At 43.0% G+C, this 14,305-nt stretch carries 13 protein-coding genes and 1 tRNA gene; 11 read left to right on the forward strand and 3 right to left on the reverse strand.

Features of this window, described 5'->3' with window-relative positions; genetic code table 11:
- Positions 1-377: 377 nt before the first annotated feature.
- Positions 378-2,090 (reverse strand): ABC-ATPase domain-containing protein, encoded by a 1,713-nt coding sequence (locus BQ7344_RS12785; RefSeq protein ID WP_072522848.1) that lies wholly within the window; start codon positions 2,088-2,090, stop codon positions 378-380.
- Positions 2,091-2,413: 323 nt separating this feature from the next.
- Between BQ7344_RS12785 and BQ7344_RS12790 the strand changes: the two genes are divergently transcribed.
- Genes BQ7344_RS12790 through BQ7344_RS12805 form a run of 4 tightly spaced genes read left to right on the forward strand, consistent with a single transcriptional unit; the run spans position 2,414 to position 7,590 of the window.
- Entirely contained in the window at positions 2,414-3,805 is a 1,392-nt protein-coding gene (locus tag BQ7344_RS12790; protein ID WP_072522849.1) for an aminopeptidase, read from the forward strand.
- Between the two features lie 25 nt (positions 3,806-3,830).
- Positions 3,831-4,544, forward strand: coding sequence for an ABC transporter ATP-binding protein (locus BQ7344_RS12795; protein WP_072522850.1), 714 nt, complete (start codon positions 3,831-3,833; stop codon positions 4,542-4,544).
- Positions 4,541-6,358: an efflux RND transporter periplasmic adaptor subunit gene (locus tag BQ7344_RS12800; protein WP_072522851.1), complete on the forward strand. Its 1,818-nt coding sequence runs from the start codon at positions 4,541-4,543 to the stop codon at positions 6,356-6,358. The genes BQ7344_RS12795 and BQ7344_RS12800 overlap by 4 nt, the downstream gene beginning before the upstream one ends.
- A complete protein-coding gene (locus BQ7344_RS12805; RefSeq protein WP_072522852.1) occupies positions 6,358-7,590 on the forward strand; it encodes an ABC transporter permease in 1,233 nt (410 codons plus the stop codon). Before BQ7344_RS12800 ends, BQ7344_RS12805 begins: the two co-directional genes overlap by 1 nt.
- 109 nt (positions 7,591-7,699) lie before the next feature.
- On the opposite strand, the gene sdaAA is transcribed toward BQ7344_RS12805, so the two are convergent.
- Together sdaAA and sdaAB are read right to left on the reverse strand one after the other, a co-directional pair.
- Positions 7,700-8,572, reverse strand: a complete 873-nt coding sequence (sdaAA, locus tag BQ7344_RS12810; protein ID WP_015543158.1) for an L-serine ammonia-lyase, iron-sulfur-dependent, subunit alpha — start codon at positions 8,570-8,572, stop codon at positions 7,700-7,702.
- Positions 8,573-8,584: 12 nt separating this feature from the next.
- Positions 8,585-9,253 carry an L-serine ammonia-lyase, iron-sulfur-dependent subunit beta gene (gene sdaAB, locus BQ7344_RS12815; protein WP_072522853.1) on the reverse strand — a complete coding sequence of 223 codons (669 nt, stop codon included), beginning with the start codon at positions 9,251-9,253 and terminating at the stop codon, positions 8,585-8,587.
- A 255-nt stretch (positions 9,254-9,508) separates the two neighbouring features.
- On the opposite strand from sdaAB, the gene BQ7344_RS12820 reads away from it, so the two are divergent.
- From BQ7344_RS12820 to BQ7344_RS12845, 7 genes are all read left to right on the forward strand, one after another.
- Positions 9,509-9,582, forward strand: a tRNA-Arg gene (locus BQ7344_RS12820).
- 778 nt (positions 9,583-10,360) lie between these two features.
- Positions 10,361-10,861: a nitroreductase family protein gene (locus BQ7344_RS12825; protein ID WP_072522854.1), complete on the forward strand. Its 501-nt coding sequence runs from the start codon at positions 10,361-10,363 to the stop codon at positions 10,859-10,861.
- A 34-nt stretch (positions 10,862-10,895) separates the two neighbouring features.
- Positions 10,896-11,417 carry a cysteine hydrolase family protein gene (locus BQ7344_RS12830; RefSeq protein ID WP_072522855.1) on the forward strand — a complete coding sequence of 174 codons (522 nt, stop codon included), beginning with the start codon at positions 10,896-10,898 and terminating at the stop codon, positions 11,415-11,417.
- Positions 11,418-11,769: 352 nt separating this feature from the next.
- On the forward strand, positions 11,770-12,327 hold the full coding sequence (locus BQ7344_RS12835; RefSeq protein WP_015543161.1) for an RNA polymerase sigma factor: 558 nt from the start codon (positions 11,770-11,772) through the stop codon (positions 12,325-12,327).
- Positions 12,324-13,508: a DUF4179 domain-containing protein gene (locus BQ7344_RS12840; protein ID WP_072522856.1), complete on the forward strand. Its 1,185-nt coding sequence runs from the start codon at positions 12,324-12,326 to the stop codon at positions 13,506-13,508. The genes BQ7344_RS12835 and BQ7344_RS12840 overlap by 4 nt, the downstream gene beginning before the upstream one ends.
- Positions 13,509-13,528: 20 nt before the next feature.
- Positions 13,529-13,705, forward strand: a complete 177-nt coding sequence (locus BQ7344_RS16225) for a hypothetical protein (protein WP_154780451.1) — start codon at positions 13,529-13,531, stop codon at positions 13,703-13,705.
- 24 nt (positions 13,706-13,729) lie between these two features.
- Complete coding sequence (locus tag BQ7344_RS12845) at positions 13,730-14,269, forward strand: hypothetical protein (protein WP_072522857.1); 540 nt, start codon at positions 13,730-13,732, stop codon at positions 14,267-14,269.
- Positions 14,270-14,305: the final 36 nt, after the last annotated feature.

Below are 14,305 nucleotides of genomic sequence, written 5' to 3' on the forward strand. Positions count from 1 at the left end.
GAAGAGTTGCCGGAACTCTTTCCTTTCCCTAAAAATAAAACAGAACACGAAAACTCAACAGCCGCCACCTGACAAGAAACGTCGGGAGGGCGGCTGCTTTCGTTATACCAGATGTGAAATGACTCCCACCTCTGTAGGTGGCGAGCAACAAATCAGTATCAGTGGTGGGAGTCAATTCCCTATCTGATATAGCCTCCGGCAGGATTGCAGAGATGCGCAGAAGAAGTATGTCATGCATTGCATGACGCGCATCTCGCAACAAGAATGCCGAGGCATTCTTGAACAAAGTATGCGAGAGAAGCTGCCAGTGGCAGGTTCTCTGTATGTCTGTATAGTCTCTATATTATAGTGGGTTTGCAGCGCGACATGATATCACTTTATCCGCGGTAGCGGTTAAAACAGGAATAGATTTCCTGGATTCTCGGAACTGCATACCCACATGGAAGGGAAGAACCGTCTGCAAATGCGGCAAGTCCCTTCTTTTGTAATTCTTTGGACAGCAGCTGAACGATTTCAGAGACAGTACGCTGTCCGTCGACCAGATTTTCCAGAGCATATTTCAGTATCAGACCGAGAGCAGCTGTCTGCTCAGTATCTACGATCTGTTCGATGCAGCGCAGATCAACGTTCTCGTGTCCGAGAAGAAATCCATCTTTTCCATGTACTTTTATTTTCAGGCGTTCCGGTTTGTCGGTTCCACGTCCATGGCTGCGAATACAGGGCGATTTTTTGGACAGTATCCGATGACTCTGGGGCATGAAAAATGCAGGTGCTTTTTCTTTGGTCAGAGGATATTTTTCACAAAGCGCACGGACTTTTGTGGAAATGTCCACAGGATGATAAGAATCCATCTGGATAACCGTATCGGCAATGTGGAAAAATGCACCGGAGCTTCCAGCTACCAGAATCGTGGAAATCCCGGCTTTTTTATAGAGATCTTTTGAGCGTTCCAGAAACGGGGTGATCGGTTCTTTTTCACGGGAGATGACTTCCTGCATGAAGGTGTCCCGCACCATAAAATTGGTCGCGGAGGTATCTTCATCCAGCAGGAAAACTTTGCTTCCGGATTCGATTCCCTCCACAATACCTGCGGCCTGTGAGGTACTTCCACTGGCATCTTCCGTAGAAAAACAACGAGTGTCTTTTTTGTTTGGAAGATCATTAATAAAAAGTGAAATATCTACATTGCGGATAAATCGTCCGTCCTCGGAGCGAAGCTTTAAAGCGCTGGCATCCGTGATGACATACTCTCGTCCGTCACCGGCAATGTGATTGTATACACCGAGTTCCAGCGCATTCAGAAGCGTGGATTTACCGTGATAACCGCCGCCAACGATCAGGGTGATTCCGGCGGGAATGCCCATACCGTAGATTGTTCCTTCATGTGGAAGTTTCATGGATACACGAAGAGATTGCGGTGACATAAATGGGACAGAATCCTTAAGAGGGCGGGAAGAAATACCGCTTTCTCTCGGAAGGACAGAGTGATCCGCCACAAAAGCAACAAGATTCTTTTCTTTTAGCTGTGTGCGAATCGAATCCTGATCTTCGGCAAGAAAGATTGCCTGTTCCAGTTTGGCGCGGTCGGTGTTTTTATAGAAAAATGCTTTCTCGATACAGGCCGGGAGAAAATCAAAGAGGATTTTTTCCAGTTCCGTGGCATTAATGGTACGTCCGTTTGCCGGGAATCCAATAAAAAAACGTGCGGTGATTTCTTTGTCCGTAATTTCGCAGGCAGAACGTGAAAGCACTTCCTGCCCGCAGTGGCTGACGGAGATGAGGCCGCTTTTACCCGAGCCTTTTGCACGGAAAGTGTAGTGATTGACCTGAGTTTCGAACTGGCGGGTCAGATAATCTGCAAGTGTCACACGCGTAAGCGTATCTTTATAATAAGCGGCTGGAAAGCCTGCGGTTTTGTGACTGAGACGGATACGGATATGTGAAGGTGATGCAAAAGGATCCCCCTGTACATGGTCAATATGAAGAATGAAATCCCTGAACTGATAGCTGCCTTTCAGGGATTTGTACGCAGGATAACTTCTGCGGTGGATCGCCTGAAGCTGTGTTTTTAAATCAGATGCGTTCTGCATGAAAAGACTCCTTTTATGAAAAATTTGTGATATATTTACAGATTTAAAGTACATTTAAAGTTTGACTGTAACTATAAAAATAACGTAATTGTTCAGTACCTTCTACCTGCTGAACAGTTACAAAATAACTTAAATTATTATAATTCTCAAATACGAAAAAAGGCAAGCAGTTTGGGGCATAATAAGAAACATAAATTATAATAAAGGCTGTTGAATTTCTTATGTCTTTATTAAGAATCTGAAAGCATGTAGAAATACGTAAAATATTGGGGTATAATGTTGGAAGAATTTTGAGAATCAAACGAAAGGTGGTTTTGTATATTATGGAAAGAAGAAATGCATGGCTTTCTTACAATGAAGCAGATGAAAAAGCCCTGGAGAAGCTGGCAAAGGATTATCGCACATTTCTCGATAATGGAAAAACAGAACGTGAATGCGTGAGCGAACTGTCCAGAGAAGCGGAGGCTGCCGGTTATGTATCACTGGATAAAAAACTTGCTTCCGGTGAGAAGATCCAGACAGGAGATAAAATTTATGCAGTCGGCATGAAAAAGATCATGGCACTGTTCCATATCGGAGAAGATCCGATGGAAAAAGGTATGAATATTCTGGGCGCACACATCGATTCTCCGCGTCTTGATGTGAAGCAGAATCCTTTATATGAAGATACAGATCTGACATATCTCGATACACATTATTATGGCGGTGTAAAGAAATATCACTGGGTAGCACTGCCGCTTGCAATTCATGGTGTGATCGTCAAAAAAGACGGTACAGTTGTAAACGTGACAGTTGGTGAAGCTGAGGATGATCCGGTTGTATATATCACCGATCTTCTGATCCATCTTGCAGGAAAACAGCTTCAGAAAAAAGCAGCAGAAGTAATTGAGGGCGAGAACCTTGACATTCTGATTGGCAGCAGACCACTTAATGAGGAAAGTGATGAGAAGAAAAAAGAAGCAGTCAAAAACAATGTTCTTCGCATCCTGAAAGAAAAATATGATGTAGAGGAAGAAGATTTCCTTTCCGCAGAGCTTGAGATCGTTCCGGCAGGAAAAGCCCGTGACTGTGGACTTGACAGGAGCATGGTTGCAGCATACGGACAGGATGATCGCGTATGCGCATACACCTCCTTTGCAGCAATGATGGAAATGGAAACACCGAAACGTACAAGCTGCTGTCTGCTGACAGACAAAGAAGAGATTGGCAGCGTCGGAGCAACTGGCATGCAGTCCAGATTCTTTGAGAATACAGTCGCAGAGCTCCTTGGCGGAATGGGGTGTTATTCAGATCTTGCACTTCGCAGAACACTCGGCAATTCCTTTATGCTTTCTTCTGACGTAAGCGCAGGCTATGACCCGGCTTATGGTGAGTGCTTCGAAAAGAAAAATGCAGCATATCTTGGCCGTGGTATCGTTCTTAACAAATTTACAGGAGCAAGAGGAAAATCCGGTTCCAATGATGCAAATGCAGAATACGTGGCAAAGGTACGCAAGGTTTTTGATGACAGCAATGTTGCATTCCAGACAGCAGAACTTGGTAAAGTTGATGTCGGTGGCGGTGGAACGATCGCCTATATCGCTGCACTTTACGGTATGAATGTCATTGACAGTGGGGTGGCTGTTCTGAGCATGCATGCACCGTGGGAAGTGACAAGCAAGGCTGATATTTATGAGGTAGAAAAAGCATATAAGGCATTTCTTGAAAATGCATAAAAGCTGACAGCAGAGGAGAACAAAAATGGATGATACGTTAATCAAAGTAGAGGATTTGTGCAAGATTTACAATCCCGGCGAAAACGAAGTGCGGGCACTGGATCATGTCAGCCTCGAAATCAAGAAGGGAGAACTGGTGGCAATTATCGGACAGTCCGGATCAGGCAAGTCGACATTTATGAATATGCTCGGCTGTCTGGACGTGCCGACATCCGGTAAATATTATCTGAATGGAACGGATGTGTCCGAAATGTCGGACAATGAATTGTCTGAGGTTCGAAACCGTGAGATCGGATTTATCTTTCAGGGATTCAATCTGATCGCGAATCTGAATGCGATTGAAAATGTAGAACTGCCGCTGATCTACCGTGGCATTGACCGTAAGACAAGACATCATCTGGCAATCGATTCTCTGAAAATGGTCGGACTTGAGAAACGTATGGACCATAAACCGAGTGAGATGTCAGGAGGACAGCAGCAGCGTGTGGCGATCGCAAGGGCGATTGCTGCACAGCCGCCGGTTATTCTCGCGGATGAACCGACCGGAAATCTGGACTCTGCCTCAAGCAGGGAAATACTCGGAATTCTCAAAAAAATGCACAAAACTGGAAGAACGGTCATATTGATTACGCATGACAACGGAATTGCTGCACAGGCAAGACGCGTGGTGCGGATAATGGATGGCAAAATAGAATCAGATATGATCAACCCGGATTTTGATCAGGAGGCAGCTGAATGAAGGTAAGTGGGAAAAAGAAAAAATCAAAAAAGAAGCTTGTGATCGGAGTCGGTATACTGGCGGTTGCTGCTGTGGCAGGTGCCAATATTTACGGAAGCAGAAATGCAGCAGAAAATGCAGTGCCACAGATTGAAGTAGTAAAAGCTGTACGTGATAATGTACAGCAAACAGTGGAAACCAGTGGAACGGTTGTAAGTGAAGAACAGAAGACTTATTTTTCACCTGTCAATGCGAAGGTTGATGTAGCTGATGTCAAAGAAGGCGAAACGGTAAAAGCAGGGACAAAGCTGATTGAATTTGACCAGAAGGATCTTGAGCGCGAAGAAAAGAAAGCAGAGCTGAATGTAAAAAGTGGAAAGCTGGATATGCAGAATACGCTGAATAAATCAGCTGAAGCTGTACAGAAGCAGCAGAATGCGCAGGGCAATGCTGCATCTTTGAAACAGCAGGTAGCTGCGCAGGAGGATTACATAGCAAATATAAAAGCAAGGATTTCTCAGGCAAATACGAATGCACAGGTGGCAGCAGCGCAGGAAGAGGCAAGAAAACAGGCGGATGCGACCGCGGCTCAGGCGGCTCGGGCAGAGGCTGTTCAGAAGGCATATGCGGCAGCGCAGAAGAAATATCAGAATGAGACACTGCCGGCATATCAGACGCAGCTGAATACGCTTGCTGATGAAATGAATCAGGCACAGACTACATACAATCAGACAGAAACAGATTATCAGATGGCATTCCAGACATGGAGCAGTGAGCAGAGTGATGAGAATGCCGCGGCTTTAGACGTGGCGGAGAGTGCCAGAAACGATGCGCAGATTGCATATCAGAATGCCAAAAGTGCCTATGAAGATTACAAGACACAGAAACCGGCAGCGCCTGCGATGAATGATGTAAACAGTGAAATCATTTCAGACGGAAACACGGCAGACAGTATTTTTTCAGATTCTGCGGAGACTGTTACGAATAACGGTTCAGACACGACTGTGACGGCAGATACTTCTGCTCTGGAAGCTGAACTTGAAAAGGCAAGCAACACACTTGCTGAACTGCAGTCCAGACTGTCTTCACAGCAGGCAGTTGCGGAGTCTGATCCATCAGCAGTCACTGCAGAAGAAAAAGAAAAGATGGAGATTACAAATAACCTTTCTGAACTGGATCAGATGTCTGCACAGGAACTTGTCGAGGCGGCGAAAAAGGGTATTAAAGCGGATTTTAACGGAGTCATCACAAAAGTTTCAGTAGTAGAAGGTGCAACGACTGCTCTCGGGACAGAACTTTTTACCCTTCAGAATACAGATAAGATAAATGTTAATGTCAATGTTTCTAAATATGATTATGACAAGCTGAAAGAAGGGCAGAGTGCAGATATTACTCTGGCCGGCAAGACGTATGAAGGCGAAGTAACAAGTATCAGCCATGTGGCAACACAGAATGAAAAAGGTGCATCGCTGATTTCGGCAGATGTGCGTATCAAAAATCCGGATGACGATATTTTCCTCGGTGTTGATGCAAAAGTAACAATTCATGCAGAAGAGGCCGATGATGTTGTGGTGCTTCCGTCAGAGGTAGTAAATATCGGAAAAGACGGTTCCTTCTGTTATGTTATTGAAAACGGTGTTATCACCAGAAGGGATATTACAACAGGAATCAGCTCAGACGATTATGTAGAAGTGACAGAAGGGATCAAAGAGGGAGATGAGGTTATTCGAGACCTCGGCTCACTTGAAGAAGGAATGCAGGCAGAAGCGACTTTGTCTGAATCTGCTGATAATGGAAGCCAGAGTAATCTGACAGATGCAGAGGAAGGTGCCTGATGGGCGGTTTATTTGAATATATAAAAATGGCTGTTCAGAATATCCGTGCCAATAAAGGACGTTCCTTTCTGACGATGCTGGGTATTATTATCGGTATTGCGTCGGTTATTGCAATCGTTTCTATCGGCGAAGGAACCAAAAATCAGATGAACAGTGAAATTGACGGTATCGGTGGCGGGCAGATTGCAGTCAGTGTCAGTAATGATGCAATAACAGAATCGGAGTTTATCACGGCAGAGGATGTGCAGGCCGTCCGGGAGATCGATACCATAGAGGGAGTCAATGTGTCGGAGAGTTATGATGGAGAAACTGTGACAGGAAAAGGAAATTTTTCCATCATGCTGACGGCAGAAGGTCCGGATGCAAAGCTGCTCAATAATTCCGAGATGAAATATGGAAACTATTTTGGCGAAAATGAGATAGAGGAAGGTAAAAATGTATGTGTGATTTCGGATGCTGATGCAAAGCGTCTGTTTGGGACAGATGACGTTGTGGGAATGAATCTCGATATCACCTGCTATGATTCATCAAAATCTTTTCGCATCATGGGTGTGACAACACAAAAGGAAAATGGAACGTTTGTCAGCTATACATATGATGGGATGCCTGTTACTGTCAATATCCCATATTCGTCTATGGAAGATCTGGTCGGCGCGACGGATGAGTTTTATTCACTGATGATACAGGGAGATAAAACGCTGGATTCTCAGATTATTGCAGATCAGGTAGTACACGTACTTGAAAAACGTCATCAATGTGCAGGTGAAGAGTATTTTCAGGTGCAGAGTTTTCAGGATGTGATGCAGTCAATGAATGAAATGCTTGGTATGGTGACTGCTTTTATTTCGTTTGTTGCAGGAATTTCGCTTCTGGTTGGCGGTATTGGTGTTATGAATATTATGCTTGTTTCAGTTACCGAAAGGACAAGAGAGATCGGCATCCGTAAATCCCTTGGCGCAAAGACTTCCTCAATTATGCTTCAGTTTCTTGCAGAAGCTGCGATACTGACGGTAATCGGCGGTCTGATTGGAATTATATTGGGAATACTGGCAGCATATGGAATCTGTTCTGTCATAAGCGGAAGTATCGGAATGACGATCATCCCGGGAATCAGTCCGACTGTGATTTTTGTAGCAACATTGTTCTCCTGTGCAGTCGGTGTGTTTTTTGGTATTTATCCGGCGAAAAAAGCGGCGCGTCTGAGCCCAATCGAAGCGTTAAGGAGAAATTAAGTGAATTGATTTTATAAAATATAGGAAAATGTAAGTGAAGAACAATAACGAATCTGGATTAAGAGACAGATTCGTTATTTGTTTTTTACGGTTTTTTCCCTGTATTTGTTTAACTACACATATGACATGATTTACATGCGGACGGTGCGGTCGCACAGCCGCCGAGTGCAGTTTCTCGCAGTTCAGCCGGAAGTTTTTTGCCGACGGTGTACATGACGTTGATCATTTCATCGAGTGGAATCAGCTGTGTGATTCCGGCAAGCGCCATTTCTGCGGCAACGAGGGCATTTGCAACACCGGCGGCATTGCGGTTCTGGCATGGATATTCGACAAGACCACCTACCGGGTCACAGACCAGTCCGAGCATATTCATGAGAACAGTAGAAGCCGCGTAGGTACACTGTTTTGAGGTGCCGCCCAGCAATTCCGTAGCAGCAGAAGCAGCCATGGCAGCTGCAATTCCGGTCTCTGCCTGACAGCCGCCGACAGCGCCTGCGACTGTGGCATTTCTCATTGCAAGATAACCGATCGCACCGGCATTAAAAAGCGCCTGCTGAATCTGTTCATCAGAAAAATGATAATGTTTCTGGACAGCCAGAAGAAGTCCGGGTACGATTCCGGCGGAACCGGCAGTCGGAGAGGCAACGATCAGCCCCATGGAAGCATTTGTCTCAAGTGTTGCCATGGCATAAGTGATCGCGTCATCCAGAAGATTACCGCAGATACTTTTGCCGGAAGTTTGATGTAAGGAAAGTTTTTTTGCCTCACCGCCAATCAGGCCGCCCATAGATTTGACTGGTTTTTTGACTGGAGAAAAAGCAGCGTCTTTCATAATTTCCAATACACGTGCCATACGTGCATCTACATCTTCGGCAGTCGTTTCTCCGAGGATGATCTCACGCTGACGCATAATTTCAGAAATCGGAAGATTTTTTTCTGTACATAATGTCAGAAGTTCTACAGCATTTTTAAATTCTTTCATGATTTTCCCTCCTTACATCTGCACGATCATAACTTCGTGGATATTCTGGTTCAAACGAATCGTATCGTCGATATCCTCCGGAAGATGTCCGTCTGATTCTACGATCGTATAAGCAATTTCACCTTTGGACTCGCGGAAAAGACGCATAAAGGCGATATTGACGTTGCGGTCGCTGAGGCATTTGGTGATGTATGCCACAACTCCGGGTTTGTCCTGATGAGTTACGATTACAGCACTGTATTCGCCCGTGAAATCAACCTGTACGGAATTAATCTTTACGATGCGTACTTTGCCACCGCCGAGTGATTCACCGCGGACAGTCATTTCCTGATTTTTTTCGTTGATCATATGAATATCAACTGTATTTGGGTGTACATCCGTCTCGATTTCATTTGTTGTGAATGAAAAGGCAAGTCCATTATGGTCTGCAATTTCGAAAGAATTTCGGATGCGCATATCGTCTGTGGCAAATCCCATGATACCGCCGAGCAGAGCTCGATCCGTTCCGTGGCCTTTGTAGGTGCGGGCAAATGAGCCGTAAAGAGTAAATTCTATTTTTTTCAGAGGCCCGTTGATCATTTTCTGCGCAAGAAAACCAATGCGGGCGGCGCCGGCTGTGTGGGAGCTGGACGGACCGATCATATTTGGCCCCATGACATCGAATACACTGATAAAAGACATGTTCGTTCTCCTTAAAATTTGTATAAAAATAGTGTTTACATTTATGCAAAAAAATACAATTGATGTCCTTGTGATTGTATTGTATCATTCCCTGAGGAAGGAAGCAAATTTATTAAAAGGAAAGTAGCAGAATAGAATATATAAAACTGTTTAAAATAAAAAATAAAAAAATTTAAAAAAGGTGTTGACAAATTGCTCTATTTACAGTAGAATACATTTTGTTGTGAGCGACAAGTACTTGCAAATCAATAAAATGTGCGTTTAGCTCAGCTGGATAGAGCGTTTGGCTACGGACCAAAAGGTCGGGGGTTCGAATCCTCTAACGCACGTCATATAAAAAATGGGACAGGACATAAAGTCTTGTCCCATTTTTTATTCGAGTCCGGGTCGGACTCGAACGGGGTCGATCTGTATTTCATTTCGGTCGCTGCTGCGTGCCACTGGCACGCAGCAGCCTCTAACGCACGCTTTGACGAAAGGCTGGAAACCTTGAAAAAACAATGGTTTCCGGCCTTTTTTGTACTTGTCAATTTGAGTTCGAACCTGTGACTTCCTGTGACAAGGGAATTTTGGATAAAATCAGTTGGAAAAATGCCTTTTCCATGATACTCAGACTTTCATCAGGAGTCAGTGGATTGTATATATACCCTAATGTTGTTGTGGTGTTGTGTAGAAGATGACTGCGAGAGGAGTAAGTTGTCTGGAGGTCAACGAAAATATAGGTGCCGAATGACTATGGAAAGGATAAGCTGTTTGGAGACCAACCAAAATTGTGGTGCTAGATGACCTGGGAAAGAGTCAGTCTGCTGGAAACCAACATGATTTAGATAAAATGGTTGGCCAGTGATAGAGCAAGTATCTTGCAGGTCATTGAAGGTAATAAAATTGGATGGTTTGTATATGAGCAACACCAATTTAAGCCAATAAAATGAATATATAATGGTCTCTATAATTAAAATGATTTTACCAAAAAAATCAGGAAAATACGATAGAAAAAACTGCTATTGTGAGAATTAATTGCGGATGAAGTGAAGATATTTGTTAGCTTTATAAAATATACATGTTATAATAGAACTATATTAAATAATAAGCAAGGGAGCATGTAATATGAACAGTATTTTTCACAGAATCAGTGTAAGAAAATATGAAGATAGACCAGTAGAAAAGGAAAAAATCATGGAGATTCTGAAGGCGGGAATGCAGGCACCAAGTGCATGTAATCAGCAACCATGGGAATTTTACGTGGTGACAGATAAAGAAAAAATCCAGAAATTATCCAAAGTAACACCATATACCGGCTGTGCGGCAGGGGCACCGGTAGTCATCGTTCCGGTGTATCATACAGAAGGTCTTGTTGCGCCATCTTTTGCGCAGATTGATATGGCAATTGCGCAGGAGAATATCTGGCTGGAAACAGATGCGCAGGGTCTTGGCGGTGTATGGTTTGGTATCGCACCGATGGAGGATCGAATGGAAGAAATACACAGCCTTCTGGAACTTCCGGAAAATGTGAAAGTATTTTCTATGTTTGCACTGGGATATCCGGCAGAAACAAGACCTCAGCAGAATCGTTTTGAGCCTGAAAGAATACATTTCATAGAAAAATAAAAAGTTATTACGGATAATAGAGGGAGAGAAATTTATGCAGGATATTTTAGTTGTGGTAGATATGCAGAATGATTTCATTGATGGCACTCTTGGGACAAAAGAAGCTGTCACAATCGTTCCAAAAGTAGAAGAGAAAATCAGAAATTTTAAAGGAACGGTTCTTTTTACACGGGATACCCATGAAACATGGTATCTGGACACGCAGGAGGGGAAGAAACTGCCGGTACCACACTGTATCCGGAACACAGAAGGCTGGCAGATCAGAAATGAACTGGATAGCCTCAGAAAAACAGAACCGATTGACAAAGAAACTTTTGGTTCTACAGATCTGGCTGCTGAGCTGGTGGCAATGAACATTGATGATGAAATAGGAAGCATTACATTTGTTGGCCTTTGCACGGATATCTGCGTGATTTCCAATGCGCTTCTGGTAAAAGCAGCTCTTCCGGAAGTTCCGATCATAGTAGACGCGGCATGTTGTGCAGGAGTGACACCGGAAAGTCATGAAAATGCATTGAACGCTATGAAAATGTGCCAGATCGATATTGTCAGATGAAATTTAAACAGAATATCACAATAATATATGATTGACTAATCATTAATATAAGTCCATTGCTTGTGTGAGTAGTGGACTTTTTTGCGTAATAGGAAATTACTCCGTAATGTTCCTATTACACAAAAACGCTCCGCGAGGATGCGACCAGATGCATGAGGAATATGTCTGCTGAAGCAGACTGCATCTGGCGCGCAAAGCGTAGCAAGTCCCTCAAAGATTGAGGGATTCAGGGAGTTTGAAGCGGACTTGTCCGCTTTGATCATTTTATAAAGAAATTTGAATTTTTTTGTTACCATTCAGGATTTTTTACGATATATAGTATGAGTAGAAAAATGAGGAGGACAACCTGTAAATGAAAGACAATGAGATCATATCTTTGTTTGAGATAAGGGATGAGCATGCGATTGAAGCATTGAGCGACAAGTATCATCCTTACTGCTATAAGATTGCCTGGAATCTGCTTACAAATAAAGAAGATTCGGAAGAATGCCTGAATGATACCTGGTTTTCGGTCTGGTCGCTGATTCCGCCGAAGAAGCCTTCCGTATTATCACATTTTTGCGGCAGGATCACGAGAAACTTAAGCATTGATTGCCTGCGTAAAAAATATGCCAACAGGCGCCCAGATGTGCATATGGCAGATGTATTAGGTGAAATGGATCAGCTGAGTGTTACTTATACCATTGAAGATCAGCTGGCGGAGAAAGAACTGCTGGAGATCATCAATGATTTTCTTGGAAAAATGGATGCAGAGGACAGAGATATTTTTGTGAGAAGATACTGGTTTTTTGATTCGGTTGCGGCGATTGCCAAAAGGCATGCGATGTCCGTCGGAAGTGTAAAAATGAATCTGTACCGGAGCAGGAAGAAGCTGTTGAAGGTCTTGAAAAAGGAAGGGAAACACTTATGAAAAAATTCGATTTTTCAAAAGAATTTGGCAATATTGATCCAAAATATATCAGCGAAGCAGAGGGAGAATGGAAAGGTAAAAAAAGAGTCTGGACACCATCATTCTGGAGTAAACTGGCAGCCGCCTGTGTGATCCTGGCTTTGATTTCGACTGTTTTATCGAACCCGAAAGTGCAGGCCGCAATCAAAAATCTTGCTTTATCTATAGGAGAAACACTGGGATTTCAGAAAGAAATTGAGTCGTATACGGAGGTTTTAAACATGTCCCAGACGGATCATGGGATCACTGCAAACTTAAAAGAAGTTGTTCTGGATGAGGGAGTTTTGCTGTTCAGGGTGCATGCAGAAATTGATAATACCGAAGGGAATGAGCAGGGGAAATCGGAGGACATTTCATCCTTTAAGAACACGGGAATTACGCTTGATATGAACAAAACAACAATAAATGGACAGAAGCTGGATGAGTACACAAGTGGGGAGTATTCGCCTTATTCTGTAGATGATTTATTAGATGAAGACGCCGACAGAGATGAAAAGGAATATGATCGTGTACAGGAGTACCGCTTTCATGCACCGACAGATCTCGGAGAAAATCCGGAAGTGCATCTTGTACTTAATGCATTTAATTATGATGACTGGGAAAAATCAGAGGCAGAATTTACGTTTGATTTCAACATTTCACGGGAGAAAGTCCTGAAGCAGACAATGAATAAAGAACTGGAAAATATTTCTGTCGAGACAGAAGAAGGCACGGTTACACTGAAAGATATTTTCCTGAACAAGTTACAGAGCAGTATCTCAGCAGATGTGCCGGAAAAACTCTTCCAGAAGTATGACGTTGAGCTGTGTGGAACGGACAGTAAAGGAAACAAAGTACGGTATGAATTAAAGGATGATGCAGAAACAGAAGCCATCAGTCGTGTCTGGAAATTTAAGACAGATTTCTGGAGAACGTGTGGAAGCGCCGGAGATGATGAGCGGCCGGAGATTCCTGATCCCGACAGTGAATATCTGGAATTACAGCTTTATCTGAAATCCGATGCTATAATAGAAAACAATGTTATTAAAAGGTATGATTTAGATGACGACACCTATGCCGAAGAAGAAAGCAAAGTCTACGATGCAGCAGATGATTCTGAATGGAAAGCTGTTGGAGAGAAGATACGGATCAATATCAGATGAAAGTAAGGAGGAACTGAGAAATGAAGAAAAAATTGATTGCATTAATCGTGGCAGGGGAATTGTTAATATTCAGTGGAGTAGTCCTGGGATATTATCATCCGGTTGCAGGAAGTATCTTTGAAATAATTGGAGGGCTGTTGAACCTTTGCTTCTTTATACTGCTGCTGGTATATGCTAAGAAGAATAAAAAGAAATAAGAACTTTCAACAAGAGGTGACAGCATGAATTTTGATACATACAAAATCAAGGATGAATTGTTAGAAATTTATAGTGGCAGTGAAGAAACTTTCTGTGTCGGTAAAATTCTGTCCCAAAACAGGGATAGTATTCTTTTCAGATCTTATGATGCGCAGGGAAAGAACGATGGGTTACATTTTATAAAAAGCAGTCATATCAGCGAAATAAAATCAAACACACAGTATTTAAGAAAAATGCAGTTATATTTAGCATACTGGAGAGAACAGGAGGATGCACCTTTAACTAACCCATTTAAGAAGCATCCTGCATTGTCTGGGCTATTGGCATATGCGATGGAGAATAAGAAGATAATTACTGTTTTCTGCAGTTCCAAACCGGACGAATTGCTTACCGGTTATGTAGAGACATATGACAATAAAAAAATTAAATTGAACTGTGTGGATATGGAAACTGCCTGCATTTATGAAACTGCAACGCTGCTTAAAGAGGATATTTTTTATCTGGAAGTTGACAGTTTGGACAATGAATTACTGAAATATGCCAATGAGAAAATAGAGAGGTAAACGATTAATCAGGGAAGGAGTGAACAGATGAAAAAG

It is taken from the genome of Blautia sp. Marseille-P3087 (assembly GCF_900120195.1).
In the GTDB taxonomy this organism is placed as follows: Bacteria; Bacillota; Clostridia; order Lachnospirales; family Lachnospiraceae; genus Blautia_A.